The organism is Bradyrhizobium sp. Kon10 (assembly GCF_055807395.1).
This window is the reverse complement of record NZ_JBVVOZ010000009.1, coordinates 187,646-203,254: the sequence shown is the minus strand read 5'-3', so window position 1 is coordinate 203,254 and position 15,609 is coordinate 187,646. Positions and strand designations below refer to the sequence as shown.

Annotated in this window: 14 protein-coding genes; 7 read left to right on the top strand and 7 right to left on the bottom strand. The window is 64.2% G+C overall.

What is annotated here, in order from left to right:
* Entirely contained in the window at nt 1–759 is a 759-nt protein-coding gene (locus AC0L2O_RS15665; RefSeq protein WP_473370346.1) for a class I SAM-dependent methyltransferase, read from the top strand.
* 213 nt (nt 760–972) lie between these two features.
* Here the strand turns inward: AC0L2O_RS15665 and AC0L2O_RS15660 are convergent, their stop codons facing one another.
* From AC0L2O_RS15660 to AC0L2O_RS15640, 5 genes are all read right to left on the bottom strand, one after another.
* Complete coding sequence (locus tag AC0L2O_RS15660; RefSeq protein WP_473370345.1) at nt 973–1,890, bottom strand: NADP-dependent oxidoreductase; 918 nt, start codon at nt 1,888–1,890, stop codon at nt 973–975.
* 106 nt (nt 1,891–1,996) lie between these two features.
* Nucleotides 1,997–3,325 carry an NAD(P)H-dependent oxidoreductase gene (locus tag AC0L2O_RS15655; RefSeq protein ID WP_473370344.1) on the bottom strand — a complete coding sequence of 443 codons (1,329 nt, stop codon included), beginning with the start codon at nt 3,323–3,325 and terminating at the stop codon, nt 1,997–1,999.
* 168 nt (nt 3,326–3,493) lie between these two features.
* Nucleotides 3,494–4,294, bottom strand: coding sequence for a phytanoyl-CoA dioxygenase family protein (locus tag AC0L2O_RS15650; protein ID WP_473370343.1), 801 nt, complete (start codon nt 4,292–4,294; stop codon nt 3,494–3,496).
* 232 nt (nt 4,295–4,526) lie between these two features.
* The gene (locus tag AC0L2O_RS15645) at nt 4,527–5,351 is read right to left on the bottom strand and encodes an alpha/beta fold hydrolase (protein WP_473370342.1); all 825 of its coding nucleotides are present in this window, start codon (nt 5,349–5,351) and stop codon (nt 4,527–4,529) included.
* A gap of 2 nt (nt 5,352–5,353) precedes the next feature.
* Nucleotides 5,354–6,172: an alpha/beta fold hydrolase gene (locus tag AC0L2O_RS15640; protein ID WP_473370341.1), complete on the bottom strand. Its 819-nt coding sequence runs from the start codon at nt 6,170–6,172 to the stop codon at nt 5,354–5,356.
* Nucleotides 6,173–6,311: 139 nt separating this feature from the next.
* On the opposite strand from AC0L2O_RS15640, the gene AC0L2O_RS15635 reads away from it, so the two are divergent.
* On the top strand, nt 6,312–6,854 hold the full coding sequence (locus AC0L2O_RS15635) for a methylated-DNA--[protein]-cysteine S-methyltransferase (RefSeq protein ID WP_473370340.1): 543 nt from the start codon (nt 6,312–6,314) through the stop codon (nt 6,852–6,854).
* Between the two features lie 10 nt (nt 6,855–6,864).
* Here the strand turns inward: AC0L2O_RS15635 and AC0L2O_RS15630 are convergent, their stop codons facing one another.
* Both AC0L2O_RS15630 and AC0L2O_RS15625 read right to left on the bottom strand, forming a co-directional pair.
* Entirely contained in the window at nt 6,865–8,409 is a 1,545-nt protein-coding gene (locus AC0L2O_RS15630) for an acyl-CoA synthetase (protein ID WP_473370339.1), read from the bottom strand.
* A 193-nt stretch (nt 8,410–8,602) separates the two neighbouring features.
* Entirely contained in the window at nt 8,603–9,775 is a 1,173-nt protein-coding gene (locus AC0L2O_RS15625) for an acetyl-CoA C-acetyltransferase (protein ID WP_473370338.1), read from the bottom strand.
* Between the two features lie 237 nt (nt 9,776–10,012).
* Here AC0L2O_RS15625 and AC0L2O_RS15620 point away from each other — a divergent pair, with 237 nt between their 5' ends.
* The 5 genes from AC0L2O_RS15620 to AC0L2O_RS15600 all read left to right on the top strand — a co-directional run bounded on the left by AC0L2O_RS15620 (nt 10,013) and on the right by AC0L2O_RS15600 (nt 15,600).
* Nucleotides 10,013–10,591 (top strand): TetR family transcriptional regulator, encoded by a 579-nt coding sequence (locus AC0L2O_RS15620; protein WP_369720813.1) that lies wholly within the window; start codon nt 10,013–10,015, stop codon nt 10,589–10,591.
* Between the two features lie 55 nt (nt 10,592–10,646).
* Entirely contained in the window at nt 10,647–11,405 is a 759-nt protein-coding gene (locus tag AC0L2O_RS15615) for an SDR family NAD(P)-dependent oxidoreductase (RefSeq protein WP_473370337.1), read from the top strand.
* Nucleotides 11,406–11,590: 185 nt separating this feature from the next.
* Entirely contained in the window at nt 11,591–12,397 is an 807-nt protein-coding gene (locus AC0L2O_RS15610) for an enoyl-CoA hydratase/isomerase family protein (protein WP_473370336.1), read from the top strand.
* A gap of 43 nt (nt 12,398–12,440) precedes the next feature.
* Entirely contained in the window at nt 12,441–14,312 is a 1,872-nt protein-coding gene (locus tag AC0L2O_RS15605) for an AMP-binding protein (protein WP_473370335.1), read from the top strand.
* Between the two features lie 160 nt (nt 14,313–14,472).
* Nucleotides 14,473–15,600 (top strand): acyl-CoA dehydrogenase family protein, encoded by a 1,128-nt coding sequence (locus AC0L2O_RS15600; RefSeq protein ID WP_409191736.1) that lies wholly within the window; start codon nt 14,473–14,475, stop codon nt 15,598–15,600.
* Nucleotides 15,601–15,609 lie beyond the last annotated feature (9 nt).

The following is a 15,609-nucleotide window of genomic DNA, read 5'->3' as shown; positions in this document are numbered from 1 at the left end:
ATGGGCAGATGGAGCAGGCGTCTGGCTCCGTTATTTCTAGATTTCGCCGGTGCTGCGGATGGAGAGCGCATCATAGATGTTGGCTGTGGGACAGGCAGCCTAACGTTTCTAATCCCTGATCGAGCGAACATCTCAAGCATCGAGGCCATTGATTACGAAGAACAATTCGTTGAGGCGCTGACGCAGCGGAACACCGACCGTCGGATAGCCGCACGGCGCGGCGATGCGTGCGCATTACCGTTTCGCGAAAACCAGTTTGATCGCGCTCTCTCTATGCTGGTCCTGCATTTTGTCTCGAACGCACGGCAGGCGGTTGCTGAGATGTTTCGTGTCGTACGGCCAGGTGGTGTTGTTGCTGCCACAGTCTGGGACACCTTTGGAGGAATGCCCAGCCAGCGCATCTTCTGGGATACCATTGCGGCAATCGAGCCCAACTCCATCGCCCGGCGTTGCGCCGCTCTAGTCAGGCCGATGACATTTCCCAACGAGATGACGGGCGCATTTGCCGATGCTGGACTTCAAGACGTTACTGAAGCGACACTCGCAATCCGAATGGAATTCGCCGAATTCGATGATTATTGGCTGCCACTTATCAATGGCCAAGGCACGTTGGCTGCATTCTTAGCGACACTCACCAAGAGCATCTCGGAGCAAGTGAAGGCCAGTGTTCGTGAAGCCTATCTGTGTGGTCAACCAGATGGTCCGCGAAGCTTTGCGAGTGTGGCTTGGGCGGTCAAGGGAACTGTGCCGACGGGATAGTGGAACGGGCCTGCCCACAATCATGGGGAGGTCCGTTATTGGCCCCTAAGCCGAAGAGCGCCTCAGCCGCCGTGATGTCGGCTGTCGCCGGTAAACCGGACGCCGAGCTGAGCTTGCCTCCACCGCAGCTTTTGGACTCGGAGCGGACATGTTCCTCAAAGCCCGCCCGACCTGAACAGCGCCGACGTGCCTGCAACAATTGGCGGGCGTCGCTCAGGGGCGAACGCGGACGATCGTATTCCCCTTGCGTCGCTCGGTCGGATTCAAGGCGGCGACGGCGTCGTCAAGGCTCGAGATCTTGCCGATGTTCGTCCGCAGTCGTCCATCCCGCACCCGCTGGACGATCTCACTCAGTTGGGCGCGATCGGACTCGACGACGAAGTCGACTGCCAGGCCGTTGGCGGGCCGCGCTTCGGCCGGCCCGACGATCGTCACCAATGTTCCTCCGGCTCGAATCAGTCCTGCGGACCGCTTCTGGATGTCACCGCCGATCACGTCGAACACCAGATCGACTTGGCCGACGTCTTCGAGGGCGTCGTTGTCGAGGTCGACGAACTCCTTCGCGCCGAACTCGAGCACCGCCTGACGGTCGGCCGCGCGTCCGGTGCCGATGACATAGGCGCCGGCCTCTCGCGCGAGTTGCGTCACCATCGATCCGACTGCGCCGGCAGCGCCGTGCGCGAGCACGCTCTGCCCCGCCTGAAGGCGGCCGTGTTGAAACAGCCCTTGCCATGCGGTCAGGCCCGAAACCGGCAGGCTCGCGCCCACCGTGTAGTCGACGTCGCCCGGCAGCGGCGCCAGGTTGCGCGCCTCCATGGCGACATACTCCGCCAGCGTGCCGTCGCGATACCAGTCGGCAAGGCCGAACACGCGCTGCCCCACCGACAGCCCGGTCGTGCCGTAGCCGAGAGCGGTGACCACTCCGGCCAGCTCGTGCCCGGGGATCGACGGCGTTCGACCACGGCCGAGACGATCGGTCCAGGTCGAGGGCCACTCCAGCTCAGTCGGGACAAATCCCGACGCCTGAACCTGAACGATGACGTCGTTGATCGCCGCCTGCGGTTCCGGCCGCTCCACCAGCTTCATCCCGGCCTTTCCCGCGGCCTTGTCCGTTACAACGATCGCCTTCATGGGAATATCTCCTCGTCATTTGTCTCTCGGGAGATGTTTGCATTCAGCCGGGGGCCCGCAAGGCATGGGATAGCGGACATGCCCAACTCGCGCCAATCAGTCTCGGCTACGAGGACACCAACTGGCCCTGGTTCGCAAACGCCGCTTCCATCGCTTTCCGCGTTCTGATCGTCTCGTTGTTGGCATCGAAATCGACATCGCTCCAGCGCACGATCTCGCCATGGGCGACGTCGTGCTTCAGCTTCAGCCGATGCGCCAGCCCAATCGGCAGTGCGCTCGCTTTCAGGCTCGCAGCTGCCGGCACCAGTCTGCCCCACACCGTGTAGCCGCCTTCGCCGTCCAGCATTTCGCCGGCGCGCAAATCGCGTTTTGCCACAGAGGCGACATCGCCGCGGAAGCCGTAAGGCTGTCCGGTCGGCTCGCCCCGCAACGCCGCCGACAGCACCGAGATGTTCAGCTCGAGCCCGATCAGATGATAGGGCTTGTACATCGCCGCATATCGTCCGCTGGCGTCGGTCTTCAGGCCGTATTGCCTGAAGCAATCGGCGGCGTAGTCGTTCGGCGCCTCGAGCACAACATAGACGCCCCAGCGCAGATCACGAAACACCGGCCGTCCGTCGCGCTCGAGCGAGGAGACCACTTCCACCACGCCTGAGCGTTCCAGCACACCGCCCTTGTCGCGGGGACGCATGATGTGCGGCAGGTCGTCGACGCCGCAGGGCGGAAACAGCAGACCGTCCGCGGGCACGTCGAGCCCGCACGCGTTCGCAATCGCCGCCATCTCGATCGCCGACTTGGTGCCGTCGAGGAAGGAGTTGAACATTTGCGGGTTCATGCCGGCCGACTGCGCTTCGCCCGCGGTGAGACCGTAATGCTGCCAGACGCTATCCGGCGTCACGTCGTGATAGGCCGGCAGATATTTCGTGCCCTTGCCGGCGGCGACGACGCGAAAGCCGGTGGCGCGCGCCCAGTCGACCATCTCCGCTGTCAGCGCCGGCTGGTCGCCATAGGCGAGCGAATAGACCACGCCGGCCTTGCGCGCTTCCTCGGCGAGCAAGGGGCCGGCCAGCGCGTCGGCCTCGACATTGACCATCACGATATGCTTGCCCGCCGCGATCGCCGCCCGCGCATGACTGATGCCGACGGCCGGATTGCCGGTCGCCTCCACCACCACATCCATCGCGCCGCCGGCAATCGCACGTGCGCCGTCATCGGTGAAGACGGTCGCGGCGATGCGATCTGCGTCCCAGCCGACGGTGCGGCAGGCTTCGCGCGCGCGGTCGCGGTCGATGTCGACGATAACAGGCACCTGAAGCCCCGGCGTGTGCGGCACCTGCGCCAGAAACATCGAGCCGAATTTCCCGGCGCCGATCAGGGCGACGCGGACAGGCTTGCCGGCGGCGGCGCGGACCTGGAGGAGGCGGAAGAGGTTCATGGGGGATGTCCAGTGAGCGCAAATATCAAAGCTCGTCATTCCGGGGCGCGACGAAGTCGCGAGCCCGGAATCCATTCATCCACCGACTCTGCAGCCCGATGGATTCCGGGCTCGACGCTCCCGGGCCGCGCTTTGCGCGGTCCCGTCGCGTCGCCCCGGAATGACAGATTACTCCGCCGCCTGCCTTGGCGCACGTGCAAGCCGCAGCAGCGCGTCGTCGTCCACCGTCTTGATCGGGGTGAAGTCCCGATGCGCGATGTACTCCGGGCGCGTGGGGGTACGGATGTAGTTCGAGACCGCGTTCAGCGTCAGGTACACGATCTTGCGCGGATAGGGCGTGATGTTGCCGCTAGAGCCGTGCACCAGGTTGCTGTGGAACATCAGCATGCCACCGCCTTTGCCGGTCGGCGCCACGATGCCGCCTTGCGCGACCAGCCGCGTCACCGTCGCCTCGTCCAGCGTCCACAGCGGATACGACGTGGTGGCGAGATCATGAGCGGCTTCGAGATCGCCGGCGTTCTGGCTGCGCGGCACCAGCATCAACGGCCCGTTGATCGGCATCACCTCGTCGAGGAAGATCGCGATGTTCATCGCGCGCGGCTCCGGCATGCCGTCGTCGCGCTTCCAGGTGCCGTAATCCTGGTGCCATTGCCAGACGTCGCCGGTGAAGGCCGATTTCGCGTTGATCTTGAACTGGTGCATGTAGACCTGTTCGCCGAACAGCTGCACGACGGGATCGATCATGCGCGGATGCGCGCCCAGGATGCGGAACGCCTCGTTGTAGAGATGCGCGGCAAAGGCCGTGCGCGGCGCGCCGCTCTTCTCGCGCCAGACTTCGGGCCGGTTGGTGTCATAGATCCCGACCGCCTCGCGCGCGAGCAAGTCGACCTCCTCCTGGCTGAACAGTTCGGGCAGAAACAGCCAGCCCTCGCGATGGAAGAACTCCAGTTGCGCTTCGGACAATTTCATCGGGCGTCCTCCTGTTTTCTTGTCATTCCGGGGCACGCGAAGCGTGAACCCGGAATCCATTGACCCGCAATCTCTGTCGCGGTGGAAATCGACATCGAGACTGATGAGCCCGGTCAGGAGCGTCAAGCTCTACTATGATACCGTTATTGGCGTTATGTCCGGATCCCCTAAGCCATTGATATTGCTTGGCTCGGCTACTGTGCATGGGGTTGTTTTCGCGAGAAATTGCTCTCTAGCTGGTCGTGGACTCCGCCAGAAACGCGGTGACCGTCTCGCCATATTCCAGCGGCGCCTGCTCGAACATCCAGTGCCCGGCATTGGCAATCACCGCCGTCCTGGCGCCCGCGATATGTTCGGCGAGCACGCGCCAGATCATCGACAGGCTGCCGGTGGTCGCGCCGCCGCCGATCAGCAGCGTCGGCGTCCTGATCGCCTGCGCGTCGGCGAGCGTGTAGGGCCTGCGCTGCTCGTTGATTTGGCCGAGGAATGTCAGCGCGTTGTCGCGCAATTGCTGCTTTGCCGCCGCCGGCACGCGCCGCCACGAGCCGTCGCCTTCAATACCTTCGTAGAAGTTCTGCAGCGCGCCCTCGATGTCGCCGGCGCGGATCATCTCGACCGAACGCGCGGTGCGCGCGGCGAGCGGCGGATACGCCGGCGTGCCCTCGGGCAACGGCAGGCTGGCGTCCAGATCGCCGCCCGGCTCGGCCAGCACCAGCCTGCGCAGCAGATCCGGCCGCGCCTGCGCCACGCGAAACGCGATGTGCCCGCCGCGCGAATGCCCCATCAGATCGACCGGCCGGGGCCTGACCTGCTCGATGAAGGCAATTACGTCCGCTGTGTGCTGCGCCATTCTGTAGTCGTCGCCGACGGCGTCCCAATGCTCGGGAAAGAAATGGCGCAGGCTCACCGAGATCACCCGATGCGATTGCGACAGTGGACCAAGCACCGAATACCAGGTGCGGAAATCCCCGAGCGTGCCGTGCACGCAGACCAGCGGCGGGCCCTCTCCGATTTCGAGATAGGCCATGTCGTAACCGTTGATGCGAAATGTCTGCATGATCAGCCCGCCAGAAAATCGAGAACCACTTCGGAATATTTTTGCGGCGCCTGCTCGAACATCGGATGCGTCGCGTTCGGGATGACCGCCGTCTTCGAGTACGGCACATGCGCCGCGAGCGCATGCAGCACCTTCGGCAGCAGCCCCTTGGTCCGCGCCCCCAGGATGAACAGCGTCGGCATCTTGATCGACGCAGCATCCACCTTCGAGAACGGCGGGCGATTGTCGCGGACCTGGCCGATCAGCGTCATGGCGTTGTCGCGCAGGTTCTGCTTCACCATGGCCGGCAGCCGTGGCCAGGTGCCGACGCCCTCCAGCGTGTCGACGAAGACGGCAAGACCGCCGTCGACGTCGCCGGCCGCGATCTTCTCGGCCGAGGCCGTGAAGCGCGCCAGGAGCGGCGAGGGGCCGCCGGCATAGTCGGGATCGAGGCTCGCATCGAGCTCGCCGCCGGGTTCGGCCAGGATCAGCCGCCGCAGCAGCTCCGGCCGGCGTTGCGCGACGCGGAAGCAGATGTGTCCGCCACGGGAATGGCCCATCAGGTCGACCGGACCAACATCGAGCTTCTCGATGAACGCGATGACGTCGTCGACATGCTGGGCGATCGAATAGGTGTCGCCGACCCCATCCCACCGCTCGGGGAAGAAATGCCTCAGGCTGACGGCGATGACTCGGCGCCGCTGTGTCAGCGGTCCGAGCACGCAGCCCCACACGCGGAAATCGTTGAGCGAGCCATGCACGCAGACCAGCGGCGGCCCGCCCCTGTCCTCGCCCACGTCGAGATAGGGCATATCGTAACCGTTGACGTGGAGGCTTTGCATTCTGGGGCTCGCGAGCGGGAAGCGGAACTCCTGTGCAAGATTCCCGGAAACCGGGTGGATCGCAACTATTTCCAAGCCTAGATTTGGCTTCAGATCACACTGGGCGCTAGCGACGAGGACGCAAGCCAGGAACCAAGCCATGACCGACCGGCATTTCACCCTGTTCGAGACCAGGATCGGCCTCTGCGCCATCGCCTGGGGGCCTCGCGGCATCAACGGCGTGCAACTGCCGATGGGCGGCGAGCAGAAGATCCGCACGCGCATCAGCCAGCGCCATGCCGATGCCAGCGAGGCGGAGCCGACGGCCGAGGTGCGAGAGGCGATCGACCGCATGGTGAAGATGCTCGCGGGCGAGCCGGACGATCTCGCCGACATCCCGCTCGATCTCGACGGCGTGCCCGAGTTCAATCGCGGCGTCTACGAGATCGCCCGCACGATCCCGCCCGGCAAGACCATGACCTATGGCGACATCGCCAAGCGCCTCGGCGGCGTCCAGCTGTCGCGCGATGTCGGCCAGGCGCTCGGGCACAACCCGTGCCCGATCGTGGTGCCCTGCCACCGTGTGCTCGCGGCCGGCAACAAGCCCGGCGGATTCTCCGCGAACGGCGGCGTGGTGACGAAATTGAAGATGCTCGAGATCGAAGGGGCGCTGGTGAACCACACGCCGAGCCTGTTCGATTGAGGTTGCCGCACTAAATCTTCGCCGCCGCCTTCGGCCAGTAACGGTCGCGCAGATGGCGCTTCACCAGCTTGCCGGTGGGCGTGCGCGGCAGCTCGGCTTCGAAGTCGACCGAGCGTGGGCATTTGATCGCGGAGAGGCGGCCCTTGCAGAAGGCGATCAGCTCGGCCTCGAGCTCCTTGCCGGCGCGCTTCGGATCGTGCGGCTGCACCACCGCCTTCACCTCCTCACCCATCTCCTCGTTCGGCACGCCGAACACGGCGACGTCGGCCACTTCGGGGTGGGCGATGAGCACGTCCTCGGTTTCCTGCGGGTAGATGTTCACTCCGCCCGAGATGATCATGTAGGACTTGCGGTCGGTGAGATACAGGTAGCCGTCCTTGTCGAGATAGCCGACGTCGCCGAGCGTCGACCAGCCTTTTGCGTTGTAGGCCTTCTTCGTCTTCTCAGGATCGTTGTGATAGGTGAAAACAGGTGCGTCGGCGAAATAGACCGTGCCGATCTCGGCTATCGGCTGCTCCTCGTCGTTCTCGTCGAGAATCTTGATCTTGCCGACCACGGCGCGGCCGACGCTGCCGCGATGCTCCAGCCATTGCTGCGAATTGCAGACCGTGACGCCGTTGCCTTCCGAGCCTGCATAATACTCGATCAGGATCGGCCCCCACCATTCGATCATTTTTGCTTTCACGTCGACCGGGCAGGGGGCAGCGGCGTGGATCGCACCCTTCAGCGTCGAGACGTCGTAGCGGTTGCGCACGTCAGCCGGCAGCTTCAGCATGCGCACGAACATGGTCGGCACCAGCTGCGACTGCGTCACCTTGTATGTCTCGACCAGCTTCAGGAAATCTTCGGCGTCAAAATGCTCCATGATGATGGAGGTGCCGCCGAGCGCGATCGCCATCATGTTGAAGCGCAGGGGCGCGGCATGATAGAGCGGCGCCGGCGACAGATAGATGCTGTCGGAATTCATGCCGCACATGTTCGCGCAGAGCACGCGCAAAAAGGCGTTCGGCTCGTCGATCGGCTTGCCCTCGAATGCCTTCTTGATGCCCTTGGGCCGGCCGGTCGTGCCCGAGGAATACAGCATGTCGTAGCCGGCGACCTCGTCCGCGACCGGCGTCGTCGGCTGCGCAGCGGCCTCCTTGTCGTAGGAGCGAAAGCCGGGCAGCGGCTCGTCCATCATGTAGAAGATTGGTTCGCCGGCGGCGCCCCTGATCAGTCCCTTGATCTGGTCGGCGCATTTCGGCGTCGTGATCACGACCTTGGCGCCGCAATCGGCGATGATGTAGTCGATCTCGTCCTGCTTCAGGTAACGGCTGATCGCGGTGTAATAGAGCCCGCTGCGTTGTGCCGCCCAGCAGATCTCCATGAAGGCAAGGCGGTTCTCCATCAATAGCGCGATGTGGTCGCCGGCCTTCAGGCCGAGCGAACGAAACACGTTCGCGCCCTGGTTCGAGAGCTCGTCCAGCTCGCGATAGGTGATGGCCTTGCCGGTGGAGGCCATCTGGTAGGCGATCTTGTCGGGCGTGGTGCGGGCGTGGATGGAGGGGTGAGTCATAAGCGCGGTCCCAAGGCACACGAGATGTCGTCCCGGGCTAGTGCGCAATTGCGCACGGGGGGGCGGGACCCATAACCACGAATTTCGGTAATTTAAGTTACATGTGGCCCCAGCTCGCCCTAACCACAGGCTGCTGTGATTATGGGTCCCGGCCTTCGCCGGGACGACATCATTGGTGTGAAGACGTCTCGGCCTACAGCCGCTCCACGATCGTCACGTTCGCCATGCCGCCGCCTTCGCACATGGTCTGGAGGCCGTAGCGCTTGCCGCGCTGATGCAGTGCGTGGACCAGCGTCGTCATCAATTTGGTGCCGGAGCCGCCGAGGGGGTGGCCGAGCGCGATGGCGCCGCCGTTGACATTGAGATGCTCCGGATCGGCGCCGGTGGTCTTCAGCCACGCGGTCGGCACCGAGGCAAAGGCCTCGTTGACCTCGAACAGGTCGATGTCGTCGATCTTCATGCCGGCCTTCTCCAGTGCGCGCTGGGTGGCGTGCAGCGGTGCGTCGAGCATGATCACGGGATCGCCGCCCATCATCGTCATGTGATGGACGCGCGCCAGCGGCTTCACGCCGAGCTGCTTCAGGCCGCGCTCATTCACCACCATCACGCCCGAGGCGCCATCGCAGATCTGGCTGGCGCTGGCGGCGGAGAGCTTGCCGTTCTCGGCGATCAGCTTGACGGCCTTGATGCCGTCGAGCGTGGCGTCGAAGCGGATACCCTCGTCGATGTGGTGGGTGTCCTTGGAGCCGTCGGCGCGGGTGATCTCCAGCGGCACGATCTCGGTCTTGAAGTGGCCGGCTTGCGTTGCTGCGATCGCGCGCTGGTGGCTGTTGTAGGAGTACTCGTCGAGCTCGTTCTTCGACAGGCCATACTTCTCGGCCATCATCTCCGCGCCGGTGAACTGGCTGAACACGATGTTGGGATAGCGCTGCTCGATGCCCGGGCTCTTGTAATTGCCGAAGCCGTTCTTGGCCGGAAGCTGCGAGGACAAGCCCATCGGCACCCGCGTCATCGATTCCACGCCGGCCGCGATCACCACGTCCATCGCGCCCGACATCACGGCCTGCGCGGCAAAGTGCAGCGCCTGCTGCGAGGAGCCGCACTGGCGGTCGATCGAGGTGCCCGGCACGCTCTCCGGCAGCTTCGAGGCCATGATCGCGTTGCGCGCCACGTTGTTGGACTGTTCGCCAACCTGCATCACGCAGCCCATGATCACATCCTCGACCAGAGCCGGATCGACCTTGGTGCGGTCGACCAGTTCGTCCAGCACCTTGGCGGCGAGATCGGCCGGATGCCAGCCGGCGAGGCGGCCCCCCTTGCGCCCGCCGGCGGTACGCGCAGCGGCGACGATGAATGCCTCGGCCATTTCGGTCTCTCCCTGGATTGTTCTGTATCGAATTGGGTTGTCGGGACGGATTTAAGGGGTGCGAGACCGTTTAGTCAATCGATCAATTAACTCTTGTGGGGAGGCGCTGCTTGGGCTTATCTGCGCCCCGCTCATACGGCGAGAACAGGGATCTCCGTGACCACCAGCGTACCGAACAGGCTCCCGAGCGGAAAGAATTCCACGGCAGAGAAATTGCTCGTGGCCGCGAGCGAGCTAATGATCGAGCGCTCGTCGATCGAGATTTCGCTGAGCGACATCGCCCAGAAGTCCGGCGCCAACGCCGCGCTGGTCAAATATCATTTCGGCAACAAGGACGGCCTGCTGCTGGCGCTGCTCGAGCGGGACGCGGGGACGGAGCTCTCCCACCTCGAATATCTGCTGGCGCAGCCGATCACGCCAACCGCGAAGCTGAAGCTGCATATCGGTGGCATCATCCGCGCCTATCACCGCTTTCCCTACATGAACCGGCTGATCCATTATCTGCTGCACGAAAGCGTTGCGGGCTCTGCCGACGAAGTCTCCAAGTTCTTCGTGGCGCCGCTGCTGGATTTTCATCGCCGCCTTCTCGCCGAAGGCGTCAGCCGCGGCGAGTTTCGCCAAACCGATCCGGTGCTATTCTACACCAGCCTGATCGGCGCCTGCGATCATCTGTTCTTCGGCCGGCACGCGATGTCTCGCGCGACCGGCGTCGGCCCGGTCACCGACGACGTCTGCCGGCAATATATCAAGCACATGGAAACGCTGATCTGCGGCGGCATCCTCACGCAAGGTGAGGAAGCTGCCGCGGCCGGATGATCCGGCCAGAACTCAGAAGTCTAGAGAAGAAACGCCCAAGGAAAGGTAGCTTGCGATGCAGTTGAAAGACGTTGCCGTTCTCATCACCGGCGGTGGGTCGGGCCTTGGTGCCGCGACCGCCCGGGCCATGGCCGCCAAGGGCGCCAGGATCGGCGTGATCGATCAGAACAAGGAAAACGCCGAGAAGGTTGCCGTCGAAGTGAAGGGCGTCGCTCTTCATGCCGATGTCACCGACGAGGACGGCATCAAGGGCGCGATCGCCAAGGCGGAAGCCGCCCACGGCGTCGCGCGCGTGCTGATGAACTGCGCCGGCATCGGCGGCTCGCAGCGCATCGTCGGTAAGGACGGCGTCTATCCGCTGGCCAAGTTCGCCCGCATCATCAACGTCAATTTGATCGGGACGTTCAACTGCCTGCGGCTGTTCGCGGAGCGCCTGGTCACGGCCGAGCCGATCGGCGAGGAGCGCGGCGTCATCATCAACACGGCCTCGGTCGCCGCTTACGAAGGCCAGATCGGCCAGATCGCCTATTCGGCCTCGAAAGGCGGCGTCGTCGGTTTGACCCTCCCGGCAGCCCGCGATCTCGCCAGCCAGAAAATCCGCGTCAACACGATCGCACCCGGCCTGTTTCTGACGCCATTGCTGATGGGCCTGAACGAAGAGGCTCGCAAGAGCCTAGGCGCCCAGGTACCGCATCCCACGCGCCTTGGCGATGCGAGTGAATACGGCTCGCTCGCCGTGCACATCGTGGAGAATCCGATGCTCAACGGCGAAACCATCCGTCTCGACGGCGCGATTCGTATGGCGCCGAGGTAGCTCCGCCCCTTTCCTTCTCCCCTTGTGGGAGAAGGTGGCGCGAAGCGCCGGATGAGGGGTTTGCACCCGCGGAGACAGACCCCTCACCCAAGCGAAGTCCGGGCTCACAGCGTACATGCCCTCTCCCACAAGGGGAGAGGGCGCAGCAATCGGCACCGCGAATGGCGGCAAGCACGAGGCGCCTCATGTCCCAACCGCTGCTGATCGAGCACAACGACGGCGTTGACACCGTGACGCTCAATCGTCCGGAGCACCTCAACGCACTCGATCCCGCGCTGATCGATGCGCTCAATACCTATTTCCAGGGCCTCCAGCGCAACCGTGACACGCGCGTCGTGGTGCTGAAGGGCGCCGGCAGGAATTTTTGCGCGGGGCTTGATCTCAAAGCCGCCATGGCGCGCCGCGCCGGACAGCAGGAGCCGCCTGGCGTCACCGAGTCACTGGACTCGCAGCGGCGCATCGCCGACATCGTGATGCTGATGCGGCGCTGTCCGCAGCCGATCGTGGCGCTGGTGCAGGGCGCGGCCGCTGGCGGCGGCTTTGCGCTGGCGCTTGCCTCCGACATCCGCATCGCCACGAAATCGGCGCGGATGAACTGCGCCTTCATCAAGCTCGGCCTCGGTGGCTGCGATATCGGCACCAGCTATTTTTTGCCGCGCCTGGTTGGCCTCTCTGTCGCGTCCGAGCTGATCCTCACCGGGCGCTTCATCGGCGCTGAGCGCGCGCTTGCGGTGGGGCTCGTCTCGGAAGTCGTGGACGAGGACAATCTCGATGACGCCGCCGAGCCCTATATCGACGCGATGATCGCGGCTTCATCTGTCGGCCTGCGACTGTCGAAAGAATGTCTCAACATGAGCATCGATGCCGGATCGCTGGAAGCTGTCATCGCGATGGAGGACCGCAATCAGGTCCTGTGCAGCCGCTCCGAGGAATTCTCGGAAGGCATCAGGGCCTTCCTTGAGAAGCGAAAGCCTGTCTATATCAGGCGCTGACAACGAAGATCCGCAAAGGACGAAAAATTCCGGGAGACGCAAAATGAGTGGGAGCGCGGCGGCGGTGATGACGAAGCCCGCCTTTCGCAAGGTCGAGTGGCTGGCGCGCGACATCGAGGTCGAGCGCCGCGACGATGGCACGGTGGTGCTGAAGTCGCGCATTCCGCTGCAGGCTTACGAGAAGCACCTTCCGGCTTCCCTGGCCAAATGGGCGAAGGACGCGCCTGAGCGCATCTGGCTTGCGCAGCGCGGCGGCCCCAATCGCGAATGGCGAAAACTCTCCTACGGCGAAGCCAAGCGCATCGTGGATGCGCTGACGCAGGCGCTGCTGAATCTCGGGCTCGACGGCCGCCCGGTCGCGATCCTCTCCGGCAACTCGATCGAACATGCGTTGATGACGCAGGCCGCGATGCAGGCGCGCTCGCCGGCCGCGCCGGTGTCGCCGGCCTACTCCCTGATGAGCCACGACCACGCCAAGCTGAAATATCTGTTCGACCTGATCAAGCCGGCCGTCGTGGTGGTGCAGGACGGCCCCACCTTCGAAAAGGCGCTGAAGGCGCTGGATCTCACCGGTGTCACTGTCGTTCACGTCGTGCGACCCTGCGACGGCGTCAACAGCGTCAGCTTTGCCGAGCTCGCGGCAACGCCCGTCACCGCCGATGTCGACGCGTCGATCGCGAAGATCACGGCCGACACGGTCGGCAAGCTGCTTTTCACCTCCGGTTCGACCGGCATGCCGAAGGCCGTCATCAACACGCAACGCATGATGTGTGCCAATGCGGTGATGATGATGCAGGTGCGACCGCGCGCGCCCGGCGGCCCGCTGGCGACCGTGCTCGACTGGATGCCCTGGAACCACACCATGGGTGGCAACGCCGCGTTCCATCCGGTGCTGGTCGAGGGCGGCACGCTCTACATCGACGACGGCCGGCCGATGCCGGGCCAACTCGAGGAGACCATCAGGAATCTCCGCGAGATTTCGCCGACCTATTACGCCAACGTGCCCGCCGGCTACGCCGCGCTCGCGGCGGCGATGGAGAAGGACGATGTGCTCTGCCGCTCCTTCTTCAAGAACCTCTCGATCATGGCCTATGGCGGCGCGCGGCTGCCGGACGATCTGTACGACCGCATGCAGGCGCTGGCCGTGAAGACCACCGGCGAGCGCATCGTGTTCTACACCGGCTGGGGCTCGACCGAGACTGCGCCGACCTCGACCGGTACCTATTGGGATACCGAGCGCGTCGGCCTGATCGGCCTGCCGTTCCCCGGCGTCGAATTGAAGATGGTGCCCTGCGGCGCGAAATACGAGTTGCGGCTGCGCGGCGTCAACGTCACGCCCGGCTATTTCGGCCAGCCCGACCTGACCAAGAAGATGTTCGACGAGGAGGGTTTTTACTGCATCGGGGATGCCGGAATCTTCGTCGACGATTCCGATCCGGTGCAGGGCATCATCTTTGCGGGACGCGTGGTTGAGGACTTTAAGCTGACCACCGGCACCTTCGTCCATGTCGGCTCGCTGCGCACCGATGCGATCGCGGCCGCAACGCCGGTCGTGCATGATGCGCTGGTCGCGGGGCAGGATCGGGCGTTCATCGGCCTGCTCGCCTGGCCAAACCTGCATGCCTGCCGTCAACTCGTCGGCAATCCCGATCTGAGCTTCGCCGACGCCGTGAAGCATCCTGAGGTGATCGCCTGCTTCAGGCGCGGGCTGGAAACCCACAACAGCGAATGTGAAGGCGCCAGCAGCCGTATCATCGCGCGCGCGATGCTGATGGCCGAACCGCCCTCGATCGACGGCAACGAGCTTACCGACAAGGGCTACATCAACCAGCGCGCCGGGCTCGAGCGGCGCGCCGCGCTGGTTGAGCGGCTCTATGCCGACAAGCCGGATCAGGATGTGATCGTGCTGAAATGAAGCACTTCTCTTCACTTGTCATCCCGCGGCGCGCGCAGCGCGAATCCGGAATCCATTGGGCCGCATACCGCGCGGCGATATGGATTCCGGGCTCGCCGCTTACGCGACGCCCCGGAATGACGGCATCAATTCAAGCGACACAATAAAAAGGTCATTCGCCATGAACTTCGATTTCTCCGACGACCAGAAGCAGCTCCGCGATCAGGCGCGCAAATTCCTTGCTGAAAAATGTTCGCCCAAGGCGGTGCGCGTGGTGCTCGACGGCAAGGCGCCCTATGACAAGGAGCTTTGGAAGGGCCTCGCCGAGATGGGCTTTCTCGGCGTCGCGATTCCCGAGGAGTTCGGCGGCGCGGGTGCCGGCCATCTCGAACTCTGCGTGATCGCCGAAGAGATGGGCCGGGCGAATGCACCGGTGCCGTTCTCCTCGACGGTCTATCTCGCCGGCGAAGCGCTGCTGATCGCGGGTAGCGACGCGCAGAAGAAAAAATGGCTGCCGGCGATTGCCTCGGGCGAGGCGATCGGCACGCTGGCGCTGTTCGAGGGCAAGGGCAATCCTTCGCCCAAGAACGTCAAGCTCACAGCGTCAAACGGCGTGCTCAATGGCGTCAAGAAGCCGGTCGCCGACGGCGCGATCGCCAATTTCGCCGTCGTCGCCGCGCGGACGGGCACGGGCGGTCGCGAGAGTGACATCTCGCTGTTCCTGGTCGATCTCAAAGCCGGCGGGGTCGAGGTGAAAAGCCTCGCCAATCTCGATCCGACCCGCGGGCAGGCCGAGATCACCTTCAAGGACTGCAAAGCCGAGCCGCTGGGCGCCGCCGGCGAGGGCTGGAGCATCCTCACCCAGGTGCTCGACCGCGCCGCAGTGCTGTCCGCATTCGAGCAGGTCGGCGGCGCCGACCGCGCGCTGGAGATGGGTCGTGATTACGCGCTCGACCGCATCGCCTTCGGCCGTCAGATCGGCTCGTTCCAGGCGGTCAAGCACATGCTCGCCGACATGTACGTCTCGGCGACGCTGGCGCGGTCCAACAGCTATTACGGCGCCTGGGCGCTTTCGACCAACGCATCCGAACTGCCGGAAGCGGCTGCCGCCGCGCGCATCAGCGCGACGCAGGCGTTCCAGCACTGTGCCAAGAACAACATCCAGGTCCACGGCGGCATGGGTTTCACCTGGGAGTTCGACTGCCACATGTACTATCGCCGCGCCAATGCCATGGCGCTCGGACTCGGCAGCCTGTCCTATTGGGAAGACCAGTTGATCGACCGCATGCGCAAGAAGAACGCGGCGTGATGTCATTCC

Bases quoted from the DNA above. Each gene is read 5' to 3' on its own strand.
- AC0L2O_RS15660 (WP_473370345.1), bottom strand. From the start codon at position 1,890: ATGAAGGCGATCGTTGTAACGGACAAGGCCGCGGGAAAGGCCGGGATG.
- AC0L2O_RS15665 (WP_473370346.1), top strand. From the start codon at position 1: ATGGGCAGATGGAGCAGGCGTCTGGCTCCGTTATTTCTAGATTTCGCC.
- AC0L2O_RS15605 (WP_473370335.1), top strand. From the start codon at position 12,441: ATGAGTGGGAGCGCGGCGGCGGTGATGACGAAGCCCGCCTTTCGCAAG.
- AC0L2O_RS15645 (WP_473370342.1), bottom strand. From the start codon at position 5,351: ATGCAGACATTTCGCATCAACGGTTACGACATGGCCTATCTCGAAATC.
- AC0L2O_RS15650 (WP_473370343.1), bottom strand. From the start codon at position 4,294: ATGAAATTGTCCGAAGCGCAACTGGAGTTCTTCCATCGCGAGGGCTGG.
- AC0L2O_RS15615 (WP_473370337.1), top strand. From the start codon at position 10,647: ATGCAGTTGAAAGACGTTGCCGTTCTCATCACCGGCGGTGGGTCGGGC.
- AC0L2O_RS15620 (WP_369720813.1), top strand. From the start codon at position 10,013: ATGATCGAGCGCTCGTCGATCGAGATTTCGCTGAGCGACATCGCCCAG.
- AC0L2O_RS15635 (WP_473370340.1), top strand. From the start codon at position 6,312: ATGACCGACCGGCATTTCACCCTGTTCGAGACCAGGATCGGCCTCTGC.
- AC0L2O_RS15625 (WP_473370338.1), bottom strand. From the start codon at position 9,775: ATGGCCGAGGCATTCATCGTCGCCGCTGCGCGTACCGCCGGCGGGCGC.
- AC0L2O_RS15610 (WP_473370336.1), top strand. From the start codon at position 11,591: ATGTCCCAACCGCTGCTGATCGAGCACAACGACGGCGTTGACACCGTG.
- AC0L2O_RS15600 (WP_409191736.1), top strand. From the start codon at position 14,473: ATGAACTTCGATTTCTCCGACGACCAGAAGCAGCTCCGCGATCAGGCG.
- AC0L2O_RS15655 (WP_473370344.1), bottom strand. From the start codon at position 3,325: ATGAACCTCTTCCGCCTCCTCCAGGTCCGCGCCGCCGCCGGCAAGCCT.
- AC0L2O_RS15640 (WP_473370341.1), bottom strand. From the start codon at position 6,172: ATGCAAAGCCTCCACGTCAACGGTTACGATATGCCCTATCTCGACGTG.
- AC0L2O_RS15630 (WP_473370339.1), bottom strand. From the start codon at position 8,409: ATGACTCACCCCTCCATCCACGCCCGCACCACGCCCGACAAGATCGCC.